The organism is Pseudomonadota bacterium (assembly GCA_039193195.1).
Classification (GTDB): Bacteria; Pseudomonadota; Gammaproteobacteria; order Steroidobacterales; family JBCBZW01; genus JBCBZW01.
Genome location: JBCCWS010000036.1, coordinates 15,206 through 41,525, shown reverse-complemented (window position 1 = coordinate 41,525; position 26,320 = coordinate 15,206). Strand labels below are relative to the sequence as shown.

Below are 26,320 nucleotides of genomic sequence, written 5' to 3'. Positions count from 1 at the left end.
TGTGCGCCTACGCCTCGAGTGTCGATGAGGGCGGCTGTTGAGTACGGCGGATCGCAGGCTGACTCCCACCGAACGAGATCTCTGGTTCTTGCCCCTTGGGGGCACCGGCGAGATCGGCATGAACTTCAACCTCTACGGCCACGACGGGCGTTGGCTCGCCGTGGATTGTGGCGTCATGTTCGGCAACGAGCATGTGCCCGGGCCAGCAGTGCAGCTAGCCGACCCGGAGTTCATCGCGACCCGCCGCGACCAGCTCTCGGCCTTGGTCATCACACACGCCCACGAAGACCACGTGGGGGGCGTCGCTTGGCTTTGGAAGCAGCTACGGTGTCCCATTTACACCACGCCCTTCACCGCCCAGGTGCTGCGTCGCAAGCTGGCGGAGGTGGGCCTCGTGGATCGGGTGCCGATCACCGAGGTACAGCGCGGCGATCGGATCACCATCGATGTCTTCGACGTGCAGTGGGTAGGACTCACTCACTCGATTCCAGAGCCCAATGCGCTGTTCATCCGCACGCCTGCTGGCAACGTGTTTCACACGGCCGACTGGAAGCTGGATCCTGATCCGGTGGTGGGACAGGCGTTTAGCGAGCAGGCCTACCGTGACCTCGCCGCCCAAGGGGTGAGCGCGATGGTGTGTGATTCCACCAACGCCACCTTGCAAGGGCATTCGCTTTCCGAAGGCGAGCTCTACGCGGGACTGCACGGGGCCGTCGCCGCGGCTAGCGGCCGGGTAGTGGTGGGGTGCTTCGGCAGCAACCTAGCGCGGCTGCACACGCTGGCGCGCGTCGCGAAGAGTACCGGTCGGGCGATGGGGATGCTCGGCCGTTCCCTGTACAACATCACCTCCGCTGCACGGGCGGCCGGCTTGTGGGAGGTGGAGCAGAAGCTCATCGACGCATCGGCGCTGGGGTACTTCCCCCGCGACGAGCTGCTGGTGGTGGCGACCGGAAGCCAGGGCGAGCCCCGCGCGGCGCTCTCGCGCTTGGCGACCGATCGCCATCCGGATCTTTCCTTGGACGAGGGCGATACCGTCGTATTCAGCTCGAAGGTGATTCCGGGCAACGAGCGATCGGTCGAACGGCTCATCGCCCGCCTTGAGGACATGGGCGTACGGATTGTGATGAGTGAGGACTCGGAACTTCCGATCCACGCATCTGGCCATCCCGGCGCTGAGGAGCTAAGGCGCATGTACGGCTGGGTGCGGCCGCTGATCGCCATTCCAACGCACGGCGAGGAGAAGCACCTGAGAGCCAACGCGGCAATCGCCGGCGACTGTGGCGTGCCCAGGCAGCTGCTCGGTACCAACGGCGATCTTTACGTCATCGCACCCAAGCCCGATGTGCGGCGAGGCGCCGCACGCACAGGGCGCTTGGGGCTGACACCAAAGGGGCTATCCGCCGTTGCCACTTAGCGCTGCGGTGCAGGGCGGCTGACGAGGAGATCGCGCGGGACATCTATGTGAACCCGGCGCAGGGATCGGCCCGGAGTATCTAGAGGTGCCAGCGTTAGCAGCCCGGGAAGGCGCTCGTCGGTGTCTCCGCCCGGCCGCCCACCGATCGGGTGAGCGCAGTGGGATTGGACCCAGGCCGTATGGCGTCGCTATGCTCTAGGCATGACGAGCCTTGATCCTCAGGGGTTTGCCATGCTGAGAAACGTGGCTGCGCGTATCCCACATGGCCCCCAGCGGAGTGTTCCGTGGACCAGCTGGACCTGCTGAAAAAAGTACTTCGCCTGCCCCAGCATTGGCAGGTGGTAGACGTCGAGGCGGACGAGGAGACACGCCAGCTGACGGTGAGCCTGCACTTCGTGCGCACGCGCCGGCGCTTGCTCGGGGGCGAAACCAACGCGTGCGCGCGCTGCGGCCAGTCTCTCGCGCCTACGCCCGCCAGCCGTTACCTGCAGCTGCGCCATCTTCCCCTGGGGGATTGGCAGGTGCATCTGCGACTGCCTGACGCCACCGCAGGATGTGCCGACCGGGCCTGTCCGGCGGCCGCCGAGCTGGCTGAGCCAGGCACTCGAATCTCCCACGCACTGGCGAGCCGCATCGTCGCCTTGTACACGGGCGGTGCTTCCTTCGTGACCACTGCGGCACTGCTTGACGTGGAAGTCGCCGATGTCGCCGTGGTGCTCTCTGCACGGGGGATGCCGGTCGATGCCCTGACGGGCGAGATCGCGCTGGTGGAGGGCCTACTGCAGGAACAGCAGGACGGTGAAGGCGCTGAGGTGGCGACCCACGCGGTCGACGCCCTCGCCGATCGCGAGGCGAAGCCGCCGCCGCCGCGCCAAGCTCAGAGAGAGCCTGAGTCCGCGCAGGCCAGCGATCGCAAGGCACCCTCTCTGCCACCGATTGCCGCGTCCGTGCCGGCGCAGTTGCTGATGCCAAGCCCGGCGTCGGGCGAGGAAACTGCGAGGACCGGCGACGCCACCGCGATCGAGCCCGTGCCATCGTCGTCGCCGCCGCCAGCGATACCGGTGCCGCAGCCTGTTCCCACGAACACGCTACTCGCGGCGGATGAAGACGAAGCGCAGGCGGTATTCGAGCGCGCCATCGAAGGCGAGACCGACGCGCTCGCGCACGCGTCGATCGACGAACATACGCAGACCGACGTTGCGCTGATCGATGTGGAGGCGGCATCGCCGAAGCTTCACCAGGAAGCCGGCGCAGACGACTCGCCAGTCGAGGTGGCGGCGGAGGCGTTGGAAGAGCCTACCGAGGAGATCGACGCGGCCGGCAGCGCCGCCGCCGCGCCCGATAGGACGAATGCTGAGCAGGCGAGTGCCGCCGCGCCGGTGGCAGTGGGCCAGGAACGCTTCGCGCCGCCCACCGCTGAGCACGAGACCGGCGCGTCGAGCGACGCCTCTTCCGAAGAGAGGCCGGCGCAAGAAGAAGGCGCTGCGGCGGTTGACGGCGTCGCCGCCGAAGGAAGGGAGCGCGATGTCGAGGCGACACCGCTGGCGAATGCCGACGCTGCCGTGCAGGCGGTCGAGTCGCCGGAGCCCTCGGCGATCCCGGTGTTGCCTGCGCGGGCGCAGGTCCCCACCTTGCCGGCGGTGGACCATCCCATTTGGGTTGCGTTGCTTAGCGGTGATCTGACCTTGGAGACCAGCGCGCTGGCGCTGCAAATGCTACTCGCTCGCCTGCGCCAGTTTGTACGCAGCAGCGATGATCGATCCGCCGTCTCTGCCGCCGCGCGCGTACTTCACAAGCACCTCGGGCAGAGCGCGCAACGCTACGCTGACGAGCGCGCTCAACTCTTGGCCGCGGCGTCCAACGTCACCGCGGGCACATCGGCGCCAATTGCGGAGCCGACCGGGCCTGCTCCCAAGGCGTTGCCGGCGGCTCACGACGCCACAGTGTTGATCGATGACCCCAGCGCCATCCCCACCTTGCAACCGCGAGCGGTGGCATCTGCGCCGCCTCCGGTACCGCCAGTCGATGATCCAATATGGGCAGAGCTGGTGACTGGTGAGCGTCCCCTGGACACGTCGAGCGTCGCGCTGAAGATGATGCTCGAACAGATCAAGCGTTCAGTGCAGAGCGACGCGTCCGACGCCACGCGCCTTGCGGGCGTGCGCCTGCTGCACACCTTCTTCAGCAAAACGGCACGGCAGCTCTCCAGCGAATTGCGACAATTGAATGAGGGTTCAACGACCCCTCAACCTGCTAGTGAAGCGTCGGCTGCGGTGGGCGCGGAAGAGGAATCAGCAGCGGTGGAAGCGGTGCCCGTCGTGCAGCCGCGAATCCCGCCGGAGACCTCGGCAAGCTGGCAGGCGCTGCTGGACGGCCGGGTGGTGCCATCGCAAGAGGATCCTGGCCTCAGCATGCTGCTCGAGAAGGTGCGTCGCGTCACCAGTCAAGGTGAGACGTCCGGTGAGGTTATGGCCGCTGCCGCACGCGTGCTCCGGCGCTACCTGGCGCGATACGCGCGGCGCCATGTTGATCTCTTAGCTGATCTGAATTCACTCGATCTGTCGACGACTACCCAGCAACGAACAAGCCGCCTGAGTCGTACCTGGCGCGGCGGTGGTCGGCGCACCGCGTCAGCGCCAGCCGGCAACGTGGACGTGCCGCCCGTGGATGATCCGGTGTGGCGGCGATTGATGGATGGTGACCTGTTGCTGGAGACCGATGCCTTCGCCTTGCGCATGATGCTCGAACGTATCCGACGCTCCGTGCGCCGCGATCCGAGCGAAGGCAATCGCCAAGCAGCTGCCCTGCAGCTACGCGACTACTTTGTGAAGCACGAGCGCGTTCATCGCGCCGAACTCCAGCGAATCAGGGCGGCCTGAGGAGAAGCATGGACCCAGCACAGCGTACCGCTTCGCCCCGCAGCGAAATCGATTCCCGGCTCGCTACCGTGGAGGAAGTGTCCGCGGCGATCAACGAGGGGAGGATCCTCTGGCTGGCGGGTGACGAGAGCCTTCTGGCAGCCCTGCCCAAGGGGCGATGGATCGGAGGTTCGATCCCCTACTTCATGACTCGCGAGGGGGGCAATATCTCGCGCGAGCGCCTATACGTGCGCGAGCTTGACCCCGCGATCGCCGCGTCCATTCAAATCCGCTTCTACGACAGCACCAACATTGACCGCGTCGCCGCCGACTCGCCTGAGTCTGGCCTAACGGTGCTGTTGATTCCGGCCAGCTCCGAGACTCACCTGCGGTACGCGCGCGAGGCGCCGGACTTTGAGGACATGTTCCTTAAGCCTGTCGTTGGCTGGATTACAGGCGTCCATTTGAATGACCTTGGCACAGTGCGTCCAAGCGTATTCAACGGTGTGCTGGGAAGCCAATCCTACGATCAGGCGGTGGTGATGCACATCACCTTACCGGCGGGGCGCTACGCCGAGGTGGGGATCGTGAACACCCTGCGCCAGGGTGACGGCGATGAGTTCGAGTTCAGCGAGACTGGATTCAGCGTGAAGGACTGCCTGGTCAACGGTGTTCAGTGCAACTTCTACGACTACATGAAGGAGCACGATATCGATACGCGTTACCCCTTAGTCGCTGACTACTCGGGTGCGATGATCAATGTCTCCTTCCAAGAACTCAACGATACGGACCGTACGGTGCACCTCTATGCGCCGGTGTTCGCTGGCGTCAAGTACCGGATCGCCTCGCCCCTGCACAACTACGTAGAGGACTTTACGGCGGCCGTGCCCGAGCTCGAAGGGGACGCGGTGTTCTCGTGCAACTGCATCCTCAATTTCTTGTACTCGGAGCTCGAGGGTAAGCGTACGGGGGAGATAACTGGGCCGATGACCTTTGGGGAGATCGCCTACCAGTTGCTCAATCAAACGATGGTGTACGTCACCGTACGCAGCTACTGAGTATCCTCGCCGGGCTGCCCTGTGCCGTTGTCGAGAGCCCACGGCAAGACGCAAGTGATCTTTGATGCCACGGCTCGGCCCATGACCGAAGTTAAACCTAAGGTCGTCGAAGGGTGCCTCACCCACAGAGTGATTCGAGGCCTGCGAAGAAACTCCAAGCGAATTGGCGCGCCGAGTCGCGTCGATCGTGGCATCCACGGCGCTTAGCTCCCCGAACTCCGCCCAGGTCGCTCGCGTACGCCCAGTGCACAGCACGTTCTCCAGGGCCCTGCTCACCCAGCTATCGCCCGTGCCGAGGGTTCGGCCCGAGAATACGCTGTACTTGGCGTGCTTGCTGCGCCCTTTCGGGTCAGCGTCAGGCAGCTGGTATCCGTTAAGGAAGAGCCCGTTGGTAGTGCCCGCGCGATTTGCTCGTTCAGCGCGTTTCCGGGCGGCGCGCGTGCGTAGGTCGCGGTCGGTTGAGCGTGGTTGATGCCAGGAATCGCAAGGCAGATCAGCATCCATATCCATCGAGGGCGTGGGCGATGATGCGTGCGCGGCCTTGCGAGTCAAACAGGTGGGAGCAAAAAGCTTGGCACCCGCAGCCGCGTACGGATCTGGCGCCAGATCCACAGTAGCAGCGCTGCGGCGACGGACTTCGCGAGGGCGCCGAGGAGGAACGGCTCCACGCCGCGTTCGAAGGCGTTGACGTAACCTATCGCTTGAGAAAGGTGCCACCATCCTGCCGCCAAGACAACCGTATGGGCGAGGAGGGCGCCGAGCAGCAGGGTGGCGAGGCCGGCGATGGACCGTCGCACTGGCCACAGGCCCATGACAGCGGCCGCGCCGACGAATCCCCACAGGTAGCCAGCCGTGGGGCCAGTAAGGCGCGCCCACCCTGCCCCATCGTCGGCGAAAACAGGTACTCCCGCGACACCTAAGCCGAGGTAGGCGAGCACGGCCAACACCCCGGCGAAGGGCCCGAACAGTCCACCGACCAGGAGCACTGCCAACGTCTGCAGCGTTTGCGGAATCGAGGTGCCGGGAAGGGAGAGCCGGATCTCGGCGCCGCCTGCGATGAGAGCGGCGCCGAGAGTTATCGAGATGACCAGGCCCAGGAGCGGGCCTAGCACGAGCCTACCGAGCATGCCGCTGCCCGCGATTAGGAGGCCTTCTTGCGCTCCTCGGCTTCGGCGATGATCGTCTCGGCGACGTTGTTCGGGCACGGCGCGTAGTGCGCGAACTCCATCGAGAATTGGCCACGCCCGGAGGTCATGGTGCGCAGATCACCAATGTAGCCGAACATCTCCGACAGGGGCACGTCAGCCTTCACGCGAACGCCGGTCGGGCCGGGCTCCTGGGACTTGATCATGCCGCGGCGACGGTTGAGGTCACCGATGACGTCACCCACGTGATCGTCCGGCGAGAACACGTCCACCTTCATGATCGGCTCCAGCAGCTGCGGGCCGGCCTTCGGCATGGACTGGCGATAGGCTGCCTTAGCCGCGATCTCGAAAGCGATCGCCGAGGAGTCCACCGGATGGTAGTTACCATCCATCAGCGTGACCTTCACGTCGAGCATCGGGTAACCGGCAAGCGGTCCCTTCTCAAGGCTGGAGTGGAAGCCCTTCTCGATCGCCGGCCAGAACTCCTTCGGCACGTTACCGCCCGTCACCTTGGACTCGAACTCGAAGCCCGTGCCGGTCTCGGCAGGCTCGATCGTGTAGTCGATCTTGCCGTACTGACCGGAACCACCGGTTTGCTTCTTGTGCGTGTAGCTATCGTCGATCGGCTTAGTGATGGTCTCGCGGTAGGCCACCTGCGGCTTACCGACGGTCACTTCCACGCCGTGCGTGCGCTTGAGGATGTCCACCTTAATGTCCAGGTGCAGCTCGCCCATGCCCTTCATGATGGTCTCGCCGGACTCCTCGTCCGTTTCAACGCGGAAGGAGGGGTCCTCGGCGATCATCTTGCCCAGCGCAATGCCCATCTTCTCGGCGCCGCCCTTGTCCTTCGGCGCCACGGCGATGGAGATCACCGGATCGGGGAACACCATGGGCTCTAGCGTCGCCGGGTTCTTCTGGTCCGCCAACGTGTGCCCGGTCTGCACGTTCTTCATGCCGATGATGGCGATGATGTCGCCAGCTTGGGCGCGATCGATGTCCTCACGCGAGTCGGCGTGCATCTCCACCATGCGACCGATGCGCTCGGTCTTGCCGGTGTAGGTGTTGAGGATCGTGTCGCCCTTGTTGATCGTGCCCGAGTAGACACGGGTAAAGGTCAGGGCGCCGTAGCGGTCGTCCATGATCTTGAATGCGAGCGCGCGCAGGGGGCGCTCGGGATCGACGAGCGCCAGCTCGCCAGTCTCGTTGCCTTCCAGGTCCACCTCCGGCTGGGGCTTCACTTCCGTCGGGCTCGGCAGGTAGTCCACCACGCCGTCCAGCACCAGCTGCACGCCCTTGTTCTTGAACGAGGAGCCGCAGAAGGTGGGGAAGAAGTCGAGGTTGATCGTGCCCTGGCGAATGCAACGCTTGAGCGTATCGACGTCCGGCTCTTCGCCTTCCAGGTAAGCGGACATCACGTCCTCGTCTACTTCGACGGCGGTCTCCACCAGCTTCTCGCGCCACTCCTCGACCTGGTCCTTCATGTCCTCCGGCACGTCCTGCAGCTCGTACTTGAGCGGGTCGCCCGAGTCATCCCATACCCACGCCTTGCGCGTCAGCAGATCGATGACGCCGGTGAAGTTATCTTCGATGCCGATCGGCAGGGTCATGACCAGCGGGTTGGCCGCCAGCACGTCTTCCACCTGCTTCACCACGCGGAAGAAGTCGGCGCCCACGCGGTCGAGCTTGTTCACATAGATGATACGGGAGACTTCCGAGTCATTGGCGTAGCGCCAGTTGGTCTCGGACTGGGGCTCCACGCCGCCGGAGCCGCAGAACACGCCCACGCCACCGTCAAGCACCTTCAGGGAGCGGTACACCTCGATGGTGAAGTCCACGTGCCCCGGGGTGTCGATGATGTTTAGGCGATGGTCATTCCAGAAACAGGTGGTGGCAGCGGACTGAATCGTGATGCCCCGCTCCTGCTCCTGCTCCATGAAGTCCGTCGTGGCCGCACCGTCATGCACCTCACCGATCTTGTGGATCTTCCCGGTGAGCTTGAGGATTCGCTCGGTGGTGGTGGTCTTACCGGCGTCCACGTGAGCGAAGATGCCGATGTTCCGATAGCGGGTGAGGTCTGTCATGGGTTTTTCTCTAATACGGTTAGCCGCCACGCTGTGAGAATCCTTTGGGTTCTCGCGTGTCGGTGTCGGGAGGCGGCCTTTGGTCCTGTCGGCCGGACGACGGCCCCGGGTGCTGGATGCGCCCAAGCCCCGGAGCGGGCGGTGGGTCATCCCTCGCGCGGGGCGAAGTTTAACGTCCCCGCGGTGGCTTGCAAGCAAAGCAGTTCCGCGCCGCTGGGCTAGACTGCCAGGAATGGGGGATGATTATGACGCAGCGCACGATCTGGCGTCGAACAGCGGTTGATTCAAGGGGCACCGACTCGGTACCCGGGAACGCTGCGCAGGTCGCGGCGAAGCGCGCGCGAATCGGGTAAAACCCAAGGCGCTAGGACGGTGTATGGGACCGCGTGTCGCAGGTGCGGCGCCATCCCCCTGATGGTCTCGTGGTAGCTGGTGTTCGACCAGCCTTTGCCGCAGACTGCCGCGGCTCGTCGACGCCCAGGAACCACAAGCAGAATGGCAAAACGCGAACTTGCGCGCGACGCGGGGCCCTTCGACTCCGCCGAATTGATCGAATCGGCCCGCCGTGAGGCTGGCGTCGATGACGCGTCGTACTTGGAGACGCCCGCCTTTCAGGCCCTGTGCGACGGGCTGACAGCCTCTTCTGATCAGCTCCACTTTATCGGCCGGCGCCGCGCGCAGCGGATGGTGCTCGAGACCCTGGTCAAACGCGTGCGGTTACGCGAGTTCAGCCGCCGCTACCCAGAGATCGCGGCGGAGCGGCTGGAGAAGCCGATCTTCCTCGTGGCGCCCTTCCGAACCGGCACTACGTTTCTGCACCGTCTCCTAGCGCAGGACACCAGCGCCCGTACACCCCGGCTGTGGGAAGCTCTGCAGGCGCCGCCGGCCGCGCCAGAGTATCGCGGTGAGCTGGCCTACTTCGAGGAGGACTACCGCGTAGAGCAGGCGCGCAAGTATATCGAGGCGCGGGAGAAGTTCACGCCGGAGTTGGCGACGATTCACCCGTCTGGCGTGGATGTGCCGGAGGAGTGTTTCGGCCTGCTCGAGACCGCGTTCATGTCGCATTCCTTCATCTTCTACGGTCCGTGCGGCGGCTACCTCGACTGGCTGGACACACGGCCGGCACGAGAATGGGTGCAGGCCTACGAGATCTACGCTGACCAGCTCCGCCTGCTCCAGTGGTGGTACCCGGGGGAGCGGTGGGTGCTCAAGACCCCCTTCCACATGTGGGCGGTGGACGCGATCTTGGCGGTCTTTCCCGACGCGCTGATCGTGCAGCAGCACCGGGATCCGGTGAAGTGCGTGGCGTCTTACTGCAGCCTGACCGCTGCCGCGCACGGTCCGATCATGACCAAGGTGGATCCAAACAAGGTCGGCGAGCTGGCCCTGCGCTACCTGCGCGACGCCCTTGCTCGTAACGTGGAGGCCCGGCGCCGCTCACCCGCCGATCGCTTTATCGATATCGACTACTCCGATCTCATGGCGGATCCGATGGCGTGTGTCGAACGCGTCTACGCTGCGGCTGATCTCGACCTAGCCACCGAGGCGCGGCAGGCTATGGAGCGTTATCTGGCCGAGGAGCGGGCAAGCCACCCCTCACGCCGCCACGCCTACTCGCTCGCGGACTACGGTCTGGACGAGGGTGCGGTTGCCGACGCCTTCGCCGAGTACGCCACCTTCGTGCGCTAGTGCAGGAGCGCCCATGACTGAAGAGGACTTCGCCACCGCCGACCTGTTCGACGATCACGGGGATCGCCTGCAGATTGCCCTTCCTGTGTTTCGCGATTTCGGTGGAAGGATCCGTTTCCACGGGCCGATCAGCACGGTGAAGGCGCTCGAGGACAACTCCCGCGTGCGCGAGGCGGTGAAGTCCCCTGGTGCAGGGCGTGTGTTGGTGGTCGATGGGGGCGGTTCCCTGCAGCGGGCGATGCTAGGCGACTTGCTGGCCGCGGATGCGGTCGCCAACGGCTGGGTGGGCGTGGTCATCCACGGGTGCATCCGCGATAGCGCAGCCATCGCCGGCATGTCGCTTGGCGTTAAGGCGCTAGGCGCTTGCCCCGCCAAGACCGACAAGCGGGGTGAGGGCTTGGTCGACGCCCCGGTTCGCTTCGCCGGGGTGACCTTCAGTCCAGGCCACTACCTCTATGCGGACGAGGACGGTGTCGTGGTGAGCGAAGGCGCCCTGCACTAGTTCCGTCGCCCCGATTCAGATCATCAGCGTGTTACACTGGTGGATCGCTACCGGGTCCCCGGTGCGGCGGGCGTGTCCTGCGAAGAAAACGTCCCCGATGCGAAAGTGGCGGAATTGGTAGACGCGCTGGATTTAGGTTCCAGTGGGGTAACCCGTGAGAGTTCGAGTCTCTCCTTTCGCACCATTCTCCAACCATCACCTCATTGAAGGAAACACAACTACCCATGCAGGTCTCTGTGGAAAGCACGGGCGATCTCGAACGCCGGATGCGCGTCGAAGTGCCCCCGGAAGACATCGAAAAGGAGATCGAGACGCGGCTCCGCTCCTACGGTAGGAACGCCAAGATCAAGGGCTTTCGTCCTGGCAAGGTACCGATGAAAGTCATCCGTCAGCAGTACGGATCGCAGGTGCGGGCCGAAGTGGTGAACGACCTGATGCGTTCGAGCTTCGCCGAGGCGGTCACCAAGGAGCAGCTGCGTCCGGCCGGCGGCCCGACGATCGAACCGGACGGCGAAGGGGAGGGCCTCGCCTACGTGGCCACCTTCGAGGTCTACCCGGAGATCGAACTGCATGGTCTGGAGAGTTTGGCGGTGGAGGGCGTCACCGCCACGGTCGAAGACGCCGATGTGGAACGCGTTCTGCAGAACCTGCGCGAGCAGCGCGCCGAGTGGAATGCGGTGGAGCGTAGCGCCGGCGAGGGCGATCGCCTAACGGTCAACTTCAAGGGCACGTTGGACGGTGAGGCCGTGGAGGGTGCTGAGGGCGAGGATCACACCTTCGTACTCGGCGGTGGTCAGATGCTAGATGGCTTCGAGGCGGGGCTTACGGGCGCTGCCGCAGGGGAGGACCGCAGCTTCCCTGTCGATTTCCCCGGGGACTATCGCGCTGAGGAACTTGCCGGCAAGACTCTGCAGTTCGAGGCGCAGGTCACGGAGGTGGCGGAGCAGTCCCTGCCCGAGATCGATGATGACTTCTGCCTCGCCTATGGCATCACGGAGGGCGGTGTCGAGACCTTGCGAAGTGACGTGCGCGACAACATGACGCGCGAGATGGAGAAGAAGAGTCGTGGTGACCTCAAGATGCGCCTCCTCGACGCGCTTGCGCTAGCAAACCCCGTGCAGGTGCCGCAGAGCCTCGTGCAGGAAGAAATCCAGCGCATGCTTGAAGACATGAAGGAGCGTCACCATCTCTCTGACGAGCAGCTGCCCGAGCCGGACAAGCTGCAGCCGCAAGCGCAAAAGCGGGTGCAGCTCGGGTTGCTGGTGAACGAGGTGATTCGCGCGAAGGAGCTGCGGGCAGACCCGGCGCGGGTCGAAGCGCGCCTGCAAGAGCTGGCAGCGGAGTACCCAGATGCTGACCAGGTCGTCCGCGCCTCGCGAGGGAACCCCGATATAATGCGCAGCATCGAGTCTTACGTGCTCGAAGAGCAGGTGGTCGATACGCTGTTGGAGACGGCCACAGTGAACGAGCGCACCGTGCCGTTCAACGAGTTGATGCAGGGTTAAACGACCCCGCCCTTAGGAGCAGAGGAAAAGCGAATGACACAAGGTGCTGGTGACGCGACGGCGCAGCTCGTACCCATCGTGGTCGAACAGACGGCCCGCGGTGAACGTTCCTACGATATTTTCTCCCGCCTGCTCAAGGATCGAGTGGTGTTTTGCATCGGTGGTGTCGAGGATCACATGGCCAACCTGATCGTGGCCCAGCTGCTGTTCCTCGAGAGCGAAAACCCGGATAAGGACATCCACCTGTACATCAACTCGCCGGGCGGCTCGGTGACCGCCGGCTTGTCGATTTACGACACGATGCAGTTCATCAAGCCCGATGTGAGCACGATCTGCCTCGGTCAGGCCGCTAGCATGGGGGCCCTGCTGCTCGCCGCTGGCGCCAATGGCAAGCGTTATTCACTGCCTCATTCTCGCGTCATGATTCACCAACCGAGCGCCGGCTTCAGCGGCCAGGCCTCGGACATCGATATCCACGCCCGGGAAGTGCTGACGCTCAAGGAGCGCCTCAACGCCATCATGGCGAAGCACACGGGGCAGCCGAAGGATCGAATCGAGCAGGACACGGACCGCGACAACTTCATGAGCAGTGCCGCGGCGCTAGATTACGGCATCGTGGATCGCGTACTGACAGACCGCTTTGAGCTGCCGACTGAGGAGAAGTCCTGAGGCAGCGCTGGGGCTGGGGCGGGGGACCCGTCGCAGGGGGCGAATTTGCCGCCTGGCGCGCGGTCATATTTCCCCAAGTGTGATCCAGTTCGGATGCTCGATACCGGACCGGGCCGGCAGCTTTGCCCGCCTGACCCGACGTGCTATATACACGGTGGCGGCCCCGCGTGTGCGGCCGCGACATCGGCAAGAGAGGTAGAAGATGGCGGACGACCGTGGCAAGAACGACGACGGCAAACTGCTGTACTGCTCGTTCTGCGGCAAGAGCCAGCACGAGGTGCGCAAGCTCATTGCCGGGCCTTCTGTCTTCGTGTGCGACGAGTGTGTCGAACTGTGCAACGACATCATCCGCGAGGAGATGGAGGAGCGCGGCGAAGCCAGCACGGACAAGTTGCCCACCCCGCACGAGATCAAGGCGGTCCTCGATGAGTATGTGATCGGCCAGCAGCGGGCCAAGAAGGTGCTTTCGGTAGCGGTGTACAACCACTACAAGCGCCTAGAGACCCGAATGAACGATCGCAGCAAAGACGAGATCGAGCTCTCCAAGAGCAACATCCTGCTGATCGGCCCGACGGGCTGCGGTAAGACGTTGCTAGCAGAAACGCTTGCTCGCCTGCTCAACGTGCCCTTTACGATCGCGGACGCGACCACGCTTACGGAGGCGGGCTACGTCGGCGAAGACGTCGAGAACATCATTCAAAAGCTTCTGCAGAAGTGTGACTACGACGTAGACAAGGCCCAGACGGGCATTGTGTACATCGACGAGATCGACAAGATCTCGCGCAAGTCCGACAACCCCTCGATCACTCGCGACGTCTCGGGCGAGGGCGTCCAGCAGGCGTTGCTGAAGCTGATCGAAGGGACGGTAGCCTCCGTGCCCCCGCAGGGCGGACGCAAGCACCCTCAGCAAGAGTTCCTGCAGGTCGACACCTCAAATATTTTGTTCATCTGCGGCGGTGCCTTCGCCGGCCTCGAGAAGGTCATCTTAAATCGCTCTGAGAAGAGCGGAATCGGCTTCGTTGCCAACGTGCGCAGCACAGACAGCGAGCGTCGCGTGGGCGAGCTCTTGCACGAGACCGAGCCAGAGGACTTGATCAAGTTTGGGCTGATCCCGGAGTTCGTGGGCCGCCTGCCGGTGGTCGCGACCCTGGAGGAGCTCGACGAAGACGCGCTCATATCGATTCTCGTCGAGCCCAAGAACGCGCTGGTCAAGCAGTACCGCAAGCTGTTCGAGATGGAAGGCGTAGAGCTTGAGTTCCGCGATGACGCCCTTCTCGCCGTAGCTCGCCGCGCGATGGAGCGTAAGACCGGCGCCCGCGGCCTGCGGACGATCCTCGAAAACGTCCTCCTCGACATCATGTACGACCTGCCCACCATGAACGACGTGAGCAAGTGCGTGGTGGACGAGGCCGTAGTGCTGGGCGAGACCAAGCCCTTCATCATCTACCAATCGGAAGATTCGCAGTCGACCTCCGCCCCGACGGGAACCGGTTCGTCGGCGAACCTCCGCTAGGTCTGCAAAATGTAAGGCCTGCTCTGGGAGCGGGCCTCGTTTCCGAAGGCGGGGGCCGGCACCCCGAGCTCCATGTTTTTGTTCGGTCGAGCAGCGGTGGGATTACCGCATCGACCCAAGTGTCACCAGGAGCGACCCCTTAAGTGTCATCCGAAGACGGATCCGAATTGCCTTACGAAAACCTTGACGACGTGCCGGTGCTGCCGCTACGCGACGTGGTGGTGTATCCGCACATGGTCATCCCGCTGTTCGTCGGTCGGGAGAAGTCCATCGAGGCACTCGATCGCGCCATGCAGTCGACCAAGCAGATCTTGCTGGTCGCTCAGCAGCAGGCGGACGTGGATGCGCCGACGCCCCAAGACCTCTACGAGGTTGGGACGCTCGCCAACATTCTGCAGCTGCTGAAGCTTCCCGACGGTACGGTCAAGGTGTTGGTGGAGGGACGCGACCGAGCCCGCATCGAAGAGATGCGCGTGGGCGAGATGTTCACGGCTAGCGTGACTGTCATCGAGGAGCACGGCGACTCGGATGCCCGTGAGACCACAGTCCTGAGCCGGGCGGTGATTTCTCAGTTCGAGCAGTACGTGAAGCTCAACAAGAAGGTGCCGCCGGAGATTCTGACGTCTCTGCAAGGCATCGAGCAGGCGGGCCGCCTAGCGGACACGATCGCCGCTCACATGGCGCTCAAGCTCGATATCAAACAGAAGATCCTCGAAGTGCCGGACGTTCGCGCGCGCCTCGAGCAGGTGCTGGCCTTGATCGAGGGCGAAATCGACGTACTGCAGATCGAGAAGCGCATCCGCGGGCGCGTTAAGCAGCAGATGGAGCGCAGTCAGCGCGAGTACTACCTCAACGAGCAGATGAAGGCGATCCAGAAAGAGCTCGGGGACATGGAAGATGCCCCCAATGAGCTGCAGGATCTGGAGAATCGTATCAACCGCTCGGGTATGCCGAAGGATGCTAGCGAGAAAGCCTTAGCCGAACTCGGTAAGCTGAAGCTCATGTCGCCCATGTCCGCGGAAGCCACCGTGGTGCGCAACTACATCGACTGGTTGCTCAAGGCCCCCTGGAAGAAGCGCTCGCGCATCAAGCGCGACCTGGCGGAGGCGGAACAGGTGCTCGAGTCCGATCACTACGGGCTGGAGAAAGTGAAGGAGCGGATCGTCGAGTACCTCGCTGTGCAGCAGCGGGTAAAGAAGCCGAAGGGACCCATTCTCTGCCTGGTGGGCCCACCCGGGGTGGGTAAGACATCCCTCGGCCAAAGCATCGCCCGGGCGACGAATCGCAAATTTGTGCGCATGTCTCTCGGGGGAGTGCGCGACGAGGCGGAGATCCGCGGCCATCGACGCACCTATATCGGCTCTTTGCCGGGCAAGATTCTGCAGAATCTCGCGAAGGTGGGAACGCGCAACCCACTTTTCCTCCTAGACGAGATCGACAAGATGTCCATGGACTTCCGAGGTGACCCATCGTCGGCCCTCCTCGAAGTGCTAGATCCGGAGCAGAACCACACCTTCGCCGATCATTACTTTGAGGTGGACTTCGATCTCTCCGAAGTGATGTTCGTTGCGACCGCGAACAGCCTCAACATCCCGGCACCACTACTTGATCGCATGGAGGTAATCCGCATCCCCGGTTACACGGAGGATGAGAAGCTCAACATTGCGTCGCGCTACCTGGTGCCCAAGCAGCTTGAGGCATCCGGCCTGCACTCGCGTGAGCTCGAGTTCTCCGATGCGACCCTGCGCGACATCATTCGCTATTACACGCGCGAAGCGGGCGTGCGCAACCTCGATCGAGAGATCTCCAAGGTGGCACGTAAGGTGGTTAAGCAGCTATTGCTCAAACCACGCAAGTCCGCGGTGAAGGTCAAGCCCGACTCTCTGGATGGCTACCTTGGCGTGCGTCGTTATCGCTATGGCAGCGCCGAAGAGAACGATCAGGTTGGGCAGGTTACCGGTCTTGCCTGGACCGAGGTGGGCGGTGAATTGCTCACGGTCGAGACGGCGGTCGTTCCAGGCAAAGGAAAGCTGACGCACACGGGTCAGCTCGGCGATGTCATGCAGGAGTCCGTGCAAGCTGCCCTCACGGTGGTGAGGTCTCGGGCAAAGGTGCTCAGCATCGAAGAGGACTTCCACCAAAAGGTCGACATGCACGTGCACGTGCCCGAGGGAGCAACGCCGAAGGATGGGCCCAGCGCCGGAGTTGCCATGTGTACGGCGCTCGTGTCGGCGCTAACGGGGGTAGCGGTCAAGGCCACCGTTGCCATGACCGGCGAGATCACCCTGCGCGGTGAAGTGCTGCCGATCGGTGGCCTCAAGGAGAAGCTCCTGGCGGCTCACCGTGGAGGCATCACGGTGGTGCTGATTCCCGAAGAGAACCGAAAGGATCTCGCGGACATTCCAAAGAACATCACCGACAAGCTCGACATCCATCCGGTGCGTTGGATCGACGAGGTGTTGGACGTCGCTCTCGTGCACCATCCGGGCACGACGGCGGCGAGTGACCCTAAGTCGGGTGCGGTTAAGAGCTCATCCCGCAAGCGTAAGGATCCGGCCGCGGGAGGCCCTGCACGGCCCCATTAGAGGTCACCGTTTAGGGTGTGAACGCGGGCTTTCCATCCATGGGGGCATGCCGTACACTACGCCGCTCGGTTGCACTGGGTAACGCAGTGTAGCCCGCCTAAGAGGGCGGTCTGATCCAGTCCCTGGGTGCTTAGCTCAGTTGGGAGAGCATCGCCCTTACAAGGCGAGGGTCGGGGGTTCAAGTCCCTCAGCACCCACCATCGTTGCAACTCAGGAGTGGTAGTTCAGCTGGTTAGAATACCGGCCTGTCACGCCGGGGGTCGCGGGTTCGAGTCCCGTCCACTCCGCCAATGCTAAGGCCCGTGAGTCCCACACTCACGGGCCTTTTTCTATTCGGTCGGCAGAAGCTGGGTGCTTTCAATGGATTGCGTAGCTGCCGGATCTCTTTACAGCCGGCGAGTGATGAGGGCAGTGATTTCAGAAAATTCTTTTAAAAACAATCAGCTGTCGACTTGGCATGAAGTCTGCTAGGGATAAGCTGGTTTCGAATCACGCCGGAAGCGCCGCAAGAGCGCCATTGGAGGCACCAAGATGATCAGGACTATCGCAAAACTCGCTGTGATCGGCGTTTCGCTCTTAGGGGCGAGCGCCCACGCGGCGCTCCTAGAATACGGCTTTGCTGACGGCATGGGGAACCGTGAGGCCTCGGGCCCGTTGACCTACTCCAGCAATGGCGTCGATGTCACTATCCTGGGCTCTCGCGGCGGCGTTGAGCAAGCCATTCACATCAATGGCGACACTGGCCTGGGCGTGGCGGGCAACGCCGATGCCGAGGGCAACCGTATAGGCGTGGGCGAGGGCTTGGTGCTCTCCTTCTCGCCGGCGCCGGTGACCCTGCTACGCGTGATCACCTTCGACACGATCGACAACAACGAGCCAGTGGCCTTCGCCCTGTTCGTCGACGGTGTGATCGCGGGGACCTTCAACATCACCCCCGACCTGGAGCTGTTTCAGTCGGTGGATGTGAGCGGCTTTGGGACACGAGGCAGCGTCTTTACGATCCAGGGCCTCGCGGGCAGCGAAGGGTTCCGCGTGGCCGGCATTCGCGCCCAGGTTCCCGAGCCTGGCCTGCTCGCTTTGTTCGGTCTCGGCCTGTTGGCCATGGGCGCTGCGCGCCGCCGCGCAGCCTAGCGGGTATCTCCTGCTGGCGGGCGCCTACCCGCCAGCGGAGCGCTTCTCGACACTGCCTCGGTGCTTTCGTGCCGGGGCAGTGTTGCTTTCAGGACCCGTGGGTCGCTCGACTAGCGGGTCGATCGTGAGTGGTCTATGGCGCCCAGCGCGGCGTTGGTGTAGGTTGCCGGTCTTCCCCGTGACCACGGCGCGGGTCAGTACCCCCAAAAATCCAGTCTAACCAGTTGAATCCGTAACGCTATGCTCCAACAGCTTCGCGAGTACGCCACGGGGCCCGTGGCATTCATTTTGCTCGGTACCATCGCCCTGTCCTTCGTCTTCTTCGGCATCGACTTCGGCGCGGCAGGCGCGAATGTCGCCATGCGTGTGAACGGTGAGGAGATCCCGCGGCAGCAGGTCGAGGCGCTCGTGCGCCAAAACGTGAACCGAATTGCACAGAGCTCCCAGGGCGCCCTGACGCCAGAGCTAGAGCGGTTGGTGCGCACGAACTCCATCAGCTTACTAGTGAACCAGACTCTTGTAGAGCAGGCCGCACAGCGCCTCGGCTACAGGGTGAGCGATTCGCAGGTTGCCGAGGAGATCCGTTCGGTACCGGACTTCCAGCTCGACGGTGAGTTCGACCGACAGCTTTACCTCGATGCGCTAGCCGCCAACAACCGTACGGCGAGCAGCTTCGAGGCGCAGGTGCGCCAAGACATCGAGCGACGACAGATTCTAGCCTCCCTCGAACAGACTTCCTTCGTGACCACGGCTGAGGTGCAGCAGCGCGTGGCCCTGACCAATCAGACCCGCACGATCGATTACGTCCAGATTCCCGTAGGCTCGCGCGATGGGATCGAGGTGACCGAGCAGGAGATTCAAACCCGATACGAGGAATTCGCCGACGTCTACACGCAGGCCGAGACGGTAGAGGTGCAGTACGTAGAGCTGCTGCTCGCCGACGTCGCTCAGTCGATCGAGATCGATGAAGCAGAGCTGCTTGAGGCTTACGAAGCGGACAAGGAGGTCCGGTACCTCACCCCTGAGGAGCGCAGCGTTAGCTACATTCTGGTGGAGGGAACGGACGAACGTTCGCCGGTTGAGGCCCGTGAGTTGGCAGCCGAGCTCGTGACGCAACTCGAGGGCGGCGCCGACTTCGCGGAGCTTGCCGCCGCCCAGGCGGAAGATGCTTCGATCGTAAGTGGCGATCTCGGTTGGGTCAGTCCAAGGGGCCTCGACGAGGCGCTGAGTGAAGCTGCCTTCGCGACCGACGCTGGCGCGGTGACAGGTCCGGTGCAGACTAGCTTCGGTTGGCACGTGCTCAAGGTGAACGATGTCCGCGGTGGCGACTTGACGCCCTTCGAAGAGGTGCGAGAGCAGATCCTGACGAGCCTACGCGAGGCACGGGCCGAGGGCCTGTTCATCGATCGCGGCGATGAACTCGCCGAGCTGATCTTCCAGAACGCCGGCAGTCTTGAGCCCGCGGCCGAGGCGCTCGAGTTAGAGCTGAAGACAGTGGCCGGCGTCAGTGAGATCGCGGGCGCTGCCGTTGCCGCCAACTCGGATGTGCGACAAGCCATCTTCTCCGCGCCCGTACTGGAAGACGGTCTGAACAGCGACGTGATCGAACTGAAGTTCGGGCACCTCGCGGCGGTGCGCGTGATCGATCGCACGCCTGCGAGTCTGCGGCCACTGGACGACGTTCGCGACAGCATCGTGTCCGTGCTCTCCTCTCAGAAGGCTCAGGAGGCCACGGTGGCGCTTGGGCAGGAGGTCGAGGAGCGGGTGCGCGATGGCGAGTCGCTGGAGACGCTCGTGGAGGAGCTAGAATCCGTGCAAGCACCGGCGCTCGCGGTCGACATCACGCGTCGCTCTCGCGACGTGCCGTCGCAGCTGGTCAACGAGGTGTTCGCTCAGCCCGAGCCGGCCGAGGGTGGCGAGCCGGTGGTCGGCGGTATCGCACTGTATGGCGGCAACTACGCGATTTATCGCCTCACGGGCGTGAAGGATGGCGAGCTGTCGGCCGAGGAGGGTGCCAGCTTGCGCGCACAGCTTACCCGCGAGGCAGCGACCCAGGAGTTCGAGGTGTTCGTGGAGTCACTGCGCGACCAGGCGGACATCTTCGTGGCCCGCGACTATCAGGACGGGGTCACTCCCTAGCACATCGCGCCTGAGGGTCGGTCGCGCATGACGACACGACCGACCTGATCACTTCGTTAGTCGTCCATCATCATGGCGACGGTGCTGTAGCCCCCGTCGACGTATAGGATTTCGCCCGTCACGCCGGCCGCCATATCCGAAAGCAGGAAGGTAGCGGCATTGCCGACGTCCTCGATCGTGACGTTGCGTCGTAGGGGCGTGTGCGAGGAGACGTGCGTGAGCATCTTGCGGAAGCCACCGATACCCGCCGCCGCGAGCGTTTTGATCGGCCCCGCCGAGACACCGTTGACTCGGATGCCCCTAGCCCCGAGGTCCGCGGCCAGAAACCGTACGTTGGCTTCCAAGCTGGCCTTCGCAAGACCCATCACGTTGTAGTTGGGCACCGCGCGCACGGCGCCGAGGTAGCTCAGGGTCACCACGCTGCCACCCTGCTCGCTCATCATAGGAAGAGCGCCATTTACCAGGGCAGTCAGGGAGTAGCTGGAGATGTCGTGGGCGATTCGAAAGCCCTCGCGTGAGGTCTGCTCGGCGAAGCTGCCCTGGAGCTCTTCCTTCGGCGCAAACGCTACCGAGTGTACCAGCGAGTCGAGACGGTCCCAGTGCTGGCCGAGTTCGGCGAACACCTGGTCGATTTGTTCGTCGTGCGAAACGTCCAAGGGAAAGCACAGGGTCGACCCGAGCGCCTGCGCCATTTTGCGCACACGCGGTTCGAGCTTGTCGTTCTGGAACGTGAAGGCGAGTTCCGCGCCCTGCTCGTGCAGCGCCCGGGCGATGCCGAAGGCGATGGAGCGTTCGGAGGCGAGCCCTACGACCAGGGCCCGTTTTCCTTCCATCATGGCCATGTGATTCCTCAGGTGTACTGCAAGGGAAAGCGCGCAGTATGGCGTGCCCGATGCCGGTGCCGCCAGCCTACGCGCCTGCGCGCGACTTGCTATGCTCGTACTCTCGATCAAGTCACCGGGATCCCGAGGGGTCCGCAGGAGAGAATGTGAGCAACCCGCAACAGTGGCTCGAAAGCCCCCTCGGCCAAGCGATGCTGGAGCAGGAGTGTGCGCTGACGGCGGAAGTGTTGGGGCGCATGTTCGGCCTGCAGCTTGTGCAGCTCGGGCAGTGGGGCCCCTCTGGCGCGTTGATCGAACAGGCCCGAACCGCGTACGCCAGCGTAATCGCATCACGCGAGGAGGAGGACACGGTCGCCCTACACAGTGATCCCGCGCAGCTGGCGTTAGCGCCGACCAGCGTGGACGTCGTCGTGTTGCCGCACACGTTGGAGCTGCACGATTCGCCCCATCAGGTGCTGCGTGAAGCGGAACGGGTGCTGGTCGGTGAGGGCCGCCTTGTCGTGTTGGGCTTCAATCCCTTGAGTCTGTGGGGGGCGCGGCACATTCTCACCCGCCGCCGATTCCTTGCAGGAGCTCAGCGCCTGGTGGCGGAGCATCGCTTGAGTGACTGGCTCAAGCTGCTCGGGTTCGAGATCGAACGGGTGGCTTGGCACAGCTATCGTTTGCCCGTGCACAACGTGGTGCCGAGTGGCGAGGGACGCCTCGAACGACAGCGCCCCGCCCTGCGGCCGAGCATGTTGGCGGGTGGCTACCTGCTGACGGCGCGAAAGCGAGTCTACTCGATGACCCCTGTGCGGCCCGTGCTGGTCCCCAAGAAGGCCGTCATTGGCGGGCTGGTGAGCTCGATTCCGCGTCAGGGCGTTGCCGCACTCGATAAGCCGCCGAGCGAGCCTCGCCGTTGAACGCAGTCGTCGACGCAGACGTCGAGATCTACACCGATGGCGCCTGCAGCGGCAATCCCGGCCCTGGCGGATGGGGTGCGCTGCTCACCGCCCGCAACGGCACCACACGAGAGCTCTCCGGAGCGGAGCCAGAAACGACCAACAACCGCATGGAGCTGCTCGCCGCCATCCGCGCCCTGGAGGCGCTGAAGCGACCCTGCCGTGTGGTGCTGCACACGGACTCCACTTACGTGCGCCAGGGAATTACGGAGTGGATAGCGAACTGGAAGCGACGCGGTTGGCTCACGGCAGCGAAGAAACCGGTCAAGAACCAGGATCTGTGGCAACTGCTCGACGCCGCCATGGCCCCCCACGAGGTGGACTGGCGCTGGGTTAAGGGCCACGCGGGGGTGCCCGGCAACGAGCGGGCTGACACGCTCGCGCGTGAGGCGATCGGGTCCCTTCGCCAGCCCTGAAGGCCACTAAGCTGCGGCGTAGCGATCCGCGACCCAACGCACGTGCTCGGGTGTGGTGACTGGGCTACACTCCACTTGTCTTAACTCCACGAATACTCGGCGCGCGGGATGCTGCCGGAAAGGTATGTTCTTTGCGTCAGATCGTCCTCGACACGGAGACAACCGGTCTCGAGCCCGAGCAGGGGCACCAGATCATCGAGATCGGCTGCGTGGAGCTGGTCGACCGTCGGCGCAGTGGCCGTACCTTCCACCGGTACTTACGGCCGGATCGGGAGATCGACCGGGCCGCCGTCGACGTGCATGGCATCGATGCGGCCTTCCTCGCGGATAAGCCCCGCTTCGCTGAGGTGGCGAGCGAGTTTTTGGAGTTCGTCCGCGGTGCTGAACTGATCATTCACAACGCAGACTTCGATATCGGATTTCTGGACGCGGAGTTTGCGCGCCTGGATGGAGGGCACGCGCCCCTGCGCGAGCTTTGTCCCGTGCGAGACACGCTGCTGCTGGCGCGACGGCTGCACCCGGGCCAGCGCGCCAGCCTAGATGCTCTGTGCGGTCGCTACGGCATCGATAATTCCCGACGGGAACTGCACGGTGCCCTGCTAGACGCGCAGATCCTGCTCGACGTTTATCTCGCGATGACGGGCGGGCAGGTTGCCCTTTCCCTCGACGCCAATGACGGCAGCGGAGCGAGCGCCGGGAGTGCGCGACGACGAATCGATCGATCGGCGATCACCCTCGTGGTGCGCCGGGCGACTGAGCAAGAACGTCAGGCGCACGAGCTTCGACTCGACGGCCTGGAGAGTAGATGCGGCAGTGCCAGTGTTTGGCGACGGTTGGAAGGAAAGCTCGATGGCGAACTCGATCACGGCGGAACTCTGGGATAACTTCCTCGGCAATTCGCCGGGTTGGTACAAGAAGGCGATCGTTGGATTCCTGATTCTCAATCCGATCGTCTTCCAGATCAATCACGGTCTGGCCGGCTGGCTGCTGGTCGGCGAGTTCATCTTCACCTTGGCGATGGCCCTGCGCTGCTACCCGCTGCAGCCTGGTGGGCTGCTGGCGGTGGAAGCTGTCGTCATCGGTATGACGTCTGCGCACACCGTCTACGAGGAGACGGTGACCAACTTTCCCGTCATCCTGCTGCTAATCTTCATGGTGGCGGGCATCTACTTTTTGCGTGAGCTGCTGCTGTTCATCTTCACGAAGTTGGTGTTGGGCCTGAAGGGCAAGAAGCCCCTATCGCTGGTCTTTTTGGTGGTGGCGGCCGTACTCTCGGCGTTCCTCGATGCGCTTACCGTAACCGCGGTGGTGATTACCGTTGCCCTAGGCTTCCACGCGGTCTACCACAAGGTAGCCTCGGGTAAGCACTTCCACAGCGACGACCACGACCACACGGCCGATCACGATGTGGGTGACAACCACCGCGCGGATCTCGACCAGTTTCGCGCCTTCCTTCGCCAGCTGGTCATGCACGCCGCGGTGGGCACGGCGCTTGGCGGTGTGGCGACTCAGGTGGGAGAGCCGCAAAACCTGCTCATCGCCAAGAAACTCGATTGGAACTTCATCGAGTTCTACCTGGCTGTGGCTTATGTCTCGATTCCCGTACTGATCGCTGGGATGTTCGTTTGCTGGGGGGTGGAGCATTTCCGCATCGCCGGATACGGCGCCACCTTGCCCAGCAATGTGCGCCGCGTGTTGGAGGAGTACGATGCTGAAGAGACTCGCAAGCGCACGCCCAGTGATGTTGCCGTGCTCTGGGTGCAGGGCGCCACCGTGTTGTTCTTAGTCATCGGGCTTGCCCTGCACCTAGCGGAAGTGGGCCTGATCGGACTCACCGTGATCGTGCTAGCCACGGCGTTCACAGGGGTCATTCAGGAGTCGCGCATCGGCCACGCGTTCGAGGAGGCACTGCCCTTTACGGCTCTGTTGGTGGTGTTCTTCGCCATCGTCGGCGTGATCCACGATCAGCACTTGTTTGAGCCCGTCATCGAGTGGGTGCTGCATCAGCCGATCGACAGTCAGGCGCCCCTGTTCTTCATCGCCAACGGCGTGTTGTCTATGGTGAGTGACAACGTCTTCGTGGCGACCGTGTACATCTCCGAGGTAGAGGCGGCGTTCAAGGCGGGTGAGATCAGCCGCGAGCACTACGAGACCTTGGCGGTGGCGATCAACACCGGTACGAACATTCCGAGTGTCGCCACGCCGAACGGGCAGGCGGCCTTCCTGTTCCTGCTGACCTCGGCCCTGGCTCCGCTCCTGCGCCTGTCCTACATGAAGATGGTGCAGCTGGCCCTGCCGTACACGATCGTTCTCTCCATCGTCGCCTTGATCGCCGTGATTTTGGGCTAGACACCACCGCTCCTCGCCCCCGATCGCCGGTGATCGGGGGTCGAAATGGCCCAATCGGGCCTTTGTGAGCATCGCCGCCGACGTTGCGGCTCGGGTGCGGTATATTCCGGCGCCTGTACCATCCCGACCGTCGTGAGGTGTCGAAAGTGGAAGCTGCTAGCGCTGAGGAACCTGCCGCGCTAACTCAACTGAAGGATCTTCGGGTCGCCGTGATCGGTCTGGGCTACGTGGGCCTGCCGCTCGCTGTGGCCTTCGGACGCCAGGTGCCGACGGTCGGCTTCGATATCAATGCCCAGCGGGTCGACGAGCTGCGCGGCGGGCACGACCGTACGCTCGAGGTGGACGCGGACGAGCTGGCCGAGGCGGAGCATCTCAGCTACAGCGCAGACCTCGAGGCGCTGCGCGCGTGCAACGTCTTCATCGCCACCGTACCGACCCCGATCGACGGCAACAAGCGGCCGGACCTAACGCCGCTGATCCTCGCCAGTCAGACCATCGGTAAGGTGCTCAGCCGGGGCGACGTGGCGATCTACGAGTCCACGGTGTATCCCGGGGCCACCGAGGAGGTCTGCGTGCCGGTGCTGGAGCAGATGTCCGGTCTGCGCTACAACCACGACTTCTACGCAGGCTACAGCCCAGAGCGCATTAATCCCGGGGACCGCCAGCACCGCATCAACAACATCGTCAAGGTCACGGCTGGATCCACGCAAGAGGTGGCCTCCCTGGTCGATCAGCTGTACGGGTTGATCATCGACGCGGGCACCTACCAGGCGAGCAGCATCCGCGTGGCTGAGGCCGCGAAGGTGATCGAGAACACCCAGCGAGACGTGAACATTGCCCTGATCAACGAGCTTGCGCTCATCTTCAACCGCCTCGGTCTCGATACGGAGGAGGTGCTCAAGGCGGCCGGTACTAAGTGGAACTTCCTCCCCTTCCGCCCTGGATTGGTCGGCGGGCACTGCATCGGCGTCGACCCCTACTACTTGACGCATAAGTGTCAGGAAGTCGGCTACCACCCCGAGATGATCCTCGCCGGGCGCCGGATCAATGACAACATGGGCCTGTACGTTGCAGGTGAGCTGACTCGCCTGATGATGCGCAAGCGCCTGCACGTGACCGGCTCGCGTATCTTGATCATGGGTCTCGCCTTCAAGGAGAACTGCCCGGATGTGCGCAACACGCGGGTGGTGGATGTGATGCGCGAGCTGGAGTCTTACGGGGCGACGGTGGACGTGCATGACCCGTGGGTGGATGCGGCCGAGGTCGAACACGAGTATGGCCTGACCCCAGTTAAAGCGCTGGAATCTCAAGCCTACGACGCCATCGTAGTGGCGGTCGCCCATCGGCAATTCCAGGAGATGGGCATCGAGGCGATCCGTGCCCTTGGTAAGCCCAATCACGTGCTCTACGACATCAAATACGCTTTGCCTGCCGAGCAGGTGGACGGTCGGCTCTGAGCCCGCGTCCAGGTGACAACCGAACG

General features: G+C 63.5%; 19 protein-coding genes and 3 tRNA genes. 19 read left to right on the top strand and 3 right to left on the bottom strand.

The annotated features are described in order from the left end of the window. Positions 1 to 58 precede the first annotated feature (58 nt). The 3 genes from AAGA68_21010 to AAGA68_21000 all read left to right on the top strand — a co-directional run bounded on the left by AAGA68_21010 (position 59) and on the right by AAGA68_21000 (position 5,330). The gene (locus AAGA68_21010; protein ID MEM9387546.1) at positions 59 to 1,414 is read left to right on the top strand and encodes a ribonuclease J; all 1,356 of its coding nucleotides are present in this window, start codon (positions 59 to 61) and stop codon (positions 1,412 to 1,414) included. A 284-nt stretch (positions 1,415 to 1,698) separates the two neighbouring features. Continuing rightward, positions 1,699 to 4,293, top strand: a complete 2,595-nt coding sequence (locus AAGA68_21005; GenBank protein ID MEM9387545.1) for a hypothetical protein — start codon at positions 1,699 to 1,701, stop codon at positions 4,291 to 4,293. A gap of 8 nt (positions 4,294 to 4,301) precedes the next feature. Then, the gene (locus tag AAGA68_21000) at positions 4,302 to 5,330 is read left to right on the top strand and encodes a hypothetical protein (protein ID MEM9387544.1); all 1,029 of its coding nucleotides are present in this window, start codon (positions 4,302 to 4,304) and stop codon (positions 5,328 to 5,330) included. 548 nt (positions 5,331 to 5,878) lie between these two features. On the opposite strand, the gene AAGA68_20995 is transcribed toward AAGA68_21000, so the two are convergent. Next, complete coding sequence (locus tag AAGA68_20995) at positions 5,879 to 6,457, bottom strand: biotin transporter BioY (GenBank protein MEM9387543.1); 579 nt, start codon at positions 6,455 to 6,457, stop codon at positions 5,879 to 5,881. Positions 6,458 to 6,471: 14 nt separating this feature from the next. After that, on the bottom strand, positions 6,472 to 8,556 hold the full coding sequence (gene fusA / locus AAGA68_20990) for an elongation factor G (GenBank protein ID MEM9387542.1): 2,085 nt from the start codon (positions 8,554 to 8,556) through the stop codon (positions 6,472 to 6,474). Between the two features lie 495 nt (positions 8,557 to 9,051). Between fusA and AAGA68_20985 the strand changes: the two genes are divergently transcribed. From AAGA68_20985 to AAGA68_20935, 11 genes are all read left to right on the top strand, one after another. After that, positions 9,052 to 10,245, top strand: coding sequence for a sulfotransferase (locus AAGA68_20985; protein ID MEM9387541.1), 1,194 nt, complete (start codon positions 9,052 to 9,054; stop codon positions 10,243 to 10,245). Positions 10,246 to 10,258: 13 nt separating this feature from the next. After that, positions 10,259 to 10,747 (top strand): ribonuclease E activity regulator RraA, encoded by a 489-nt coding sequence (rraA, locus tag AAGA68_20980; protein MEM9387540.1) that lies wholly within the window; start codon positions 10,259 to 10,261, stop codon positions 10,745 to 10,747. A 99-nt stretch (positions 10,748 to 10,846) separates the two neighbouring features. Next, positions 10,847 to 10,931: transfer RNA gene (locus tag AAGA68_20975), tRNA-Leu, on the top strand. A 40-nt stretch (positions 10,932 to 10,971) separates the two neighbouring features. Next, the gene (tig, locus tag AAGA68_20970; GenBank protein ID MEM9387539.1) at positions 10,972 to 12,252 is read left to right on the top strand and encodes a trigger factor; all 1,281 of its coding nucleotides are present in this window, start codon (positions 10,972 to 10,974) and stop codon (positions 12,250 to 12,252) included. A 33-nt stretch (positions 12,253 to 12,285) separates the two neighbouring features. Next, positions 12,286 to 12,921 carry an ATP-dependent Clp endopeptidase proteolytic subunit ClpP gene (gene clpP, locus AAGA68_20965; GenBank protein MEM9387538.1) on the top strand — a complete coding sequence of 212 codons (636 nt, stop codon included), beginning with the start codon at positions 12,286 to 12,288 and terminating at the stop codon, positions 12,919 to 12,921. Between the two features lie 202 nt (positions 12,922 to 13,123). After that, positions 13,124 to 14,434 (top strand): ATP-dependent Clp protease ATP-binding subunit ClpX, encoded by a 1,311-nt coding sequence (gene clpX, locus AAGA68_20960; protein ID MEM9387537.1) that lies wholly within the window; start codon positions 13,124 to 13,126, stop codon positions 14,432 to 14,434. A 143-nt stretch (positions 14,435 to 14,577) separates the two neighbouring features. Then, positions 14,578 to 17,019, top strand: coding sequence for an endopeptidase La (gene lon, locus AAGA68_20955; protein MEM9387536.1), 2,442 nt, complete (start codon positions 14,578 to 14,580; stop codon positions 17,017 to 17,019). 124 nt (positions 17,020 to 17,143) lie between these two features. Further along, a tRNA-Val gene (locus AAGA68_20950) sits at positions 17,144 to 17,219 on the top strand. 13 nt (positions 17,220 to 17,232) lie between these two features. Continuing rightward, positions 17,233 to 17,309: transfer RNA gene (locus AAGA68_20945), tRNA-Asp, on the top strand. Between the two features lie 241 nt (positions 17,310 to 17,550). Further along, complete coding sequence (locus AAGA68_20940; GenBank protein ID MEM9387535.1) at positions 17,551 to 18,150, top strand: PEP-CTERM sorting domain-containing protein; 600 nt, start codon at positions 17,551 to 17,553, stop codon at positions 18,148 to 18,150. A 240-nt stretch (positions 18,151 to 18,390) separates the two neighbouring features. After that, positions 18,391 to 20,289, top strand: coding sequence for a SurA N-terminal domain-containing protein (locus tag AAGA68_20935; protein ID MEM9387534.1), 1,899 nt, complete (start codon positions 18,391 to 18,393; stop codon positions 20,287 to 20,289). Between the two features lie 56 nt (positions 20,290 to 20,345). Here the strand turns inward: AAGA68_20935 and AAGA68_20930 are convergent, their stop codons facing one another. Next, complete coding sequence (locus AAGA68_20930) at positions 20,346 to 21,131, bottom strand: enoyl-ACP reductase (protein MEM9387533.1); 786 nt, start codon at positions 21,129 to 21,131, stop codon at positions 20,346 to 20,348. Between the two features lie 146 nt (positions 21,132 to 21,277). Between AAGA68_20930 and AAGA68_20925 the strand changes: the two genes are divergently transcribed. From AAGA68_20925 to tviB, 5 genes are all read left to right on the top strand, one after another. Next, positions 21,278 to 22,033 (top strand): methyltransferase domain-containing protein, encoded by a 756-nt coding sequence (locus tag AAGA68_20925; GenBank protein MEM9387532.1) that lies wholly within the window; start codon positions 21,278 to 21,280, stop codon positions 22,031 to 22,033. Then, on the top strand, positions 22,030 to 22,488 hold the full coding sequence (rnhA, locus tag AAGA68_20920) for a ribonuclease HI (protein ID MEM9387531.1): 459 nt from the start codon (positions 22,030 to 22,032) through the stop codon (positions 22,486 to 22,488). The genes AAGA68_20925 and rnhA overlap by 4 nt, the downstream gene beginning before the upstream one ends. A gap of 131 nt (positions 22,489 to 22,619) precedes the next feature. Continuing rightward, positions 22,620 to 23,372 (top strand): DNA polymerase III subunit epsilon, encoded by a 753-nt coding sequence (gene dnaQ, locus AAGA68_20915; GenBank protein MEM9387530.1) that lies wholly within the window; start codon positions 22,620 to 22,622, stop codon positions 23,370 to 23,372. Beyond that, the gene (gene nhaB, locus AAGA68_20910; protein MEM9387529.1) at positions 23,338 to 24,837 is read left to right on the top strand and encodes a sodium/proton antiporter NhaB; all 1,500 of its coding nucleotides are present in this window, start codon (positions 23,338 to 23,340) and stop codon (positions 24,835 to 24,837) included. The genes dnaQ and nhaB overlap by 35 nt, the downstream gene beginning before the upstream one ends. Positions 24,838 to 24,983: 146 nt before the next feature. Further along, positions 24,984 to 26,294: a Vi polysaccharide biosynthesis UDP-N-acetylglucosamine C-6 dehydrogenase TviB gene (gene tviB / locus AAGA68_20905; GenBank protein MEM9387528.1), complete on the top strand. Its 1,311-nt coding sequence runs from the start codon at positions 24,984 to 24,986 to the stop codon at positions 26,292 to 26,294. Positions 26,295 to 26,320 lie beyond the last annotated feature (26 nt).

What these genes read in the sequence shown, in the direction of transcription:
- AAGA68_21000 (MEM9387544.1), top strand. Translation starts at nt 4,302, where the DNA reads ATGGACCCAGCACAGCGTACCGCTTCGCCCCGCAGCGAAATCGATTCC.
- AAGA68_20995 (MEM9387543.1), bottom strand. Translation starts at nt 6,457, where the DNA reads ATGCTCGGTAGGCTCGTGCTAGGCCCGCTCCTGGGCCTGGTCATCTCG.
- fusA (MEM9387542.1), bottom strand. Translation starts at nt 8,556, where the DNA reads ATGACAGACCTCACCCGCTATCGGAACATCGGCATCTTCGCTCACGTG.
- AAGA68_20985 (MEM9387541.1), top strand. Translation starts at nt 9,052, where the DNA reads ATGGCAAAACGCGAACTTGCGCGCGACGCGGGGCCCTTCGACTCCGCC.
- rraA (MEM9387540.1), top strand. Translation starts at nt 10,259, where the DNA reads ATGACTGAAGAGGACTTCGCCACCGCCGACCTGTTCGACGATCACGGG.
- tig (MEM9387539.1), top strand. Translation starts at nt 10,972, where the DNA reads ATGCAGGTCTCTGTGGAAAGCACGGGCGATCTCGAACGCCGGATGCGC.
- clpP (MEM9387538.1), top strand. Translation starts at nt 12,286, where the DNA reads ATGACACAAGGTGCTGGTGACGCGACGGCGCAGCTCGTACCCATCGTG.
- clpX (MEM9387537.1), top strand. Translation starts at nt 13,124, where the DNA reads ATGGCGGACGACCGTGGCAAGAACGACGACGGCAAACTGCTGTACTGC.
- AAGA68_20940 (MEM9387535.1), top strand. Translation starts at nt 17,551, where the DNA reads ATGATCAGGACTATCGCAAAACTCGCTGTGATCGGCGTTTCGCTCTTA.
- AAGA68_20935 (MEM9387534.1), top strand. Translation starts at nt 18,391, where the DNA reads ATGCTCCAACAGCTTCGCGAGTACGCCACGGGGCCCGTGGCATTCATT.
- AAGA68_20930 (MEM9387533.1), bottom strand. Translation starts at nt 21,131, where the DNA reads ATGGCCATGATGGAAGGAAAACGGGCCCTGGTCGTAGGGCTCGCCTCC.
- nhaB (MEM9387529.1), top strand. Translation starts at nt 23,338, where the DNA reads ATGGCGAACTCGATCACGGCGGAACTCTGGGATAACTTCCTCGGCAAT.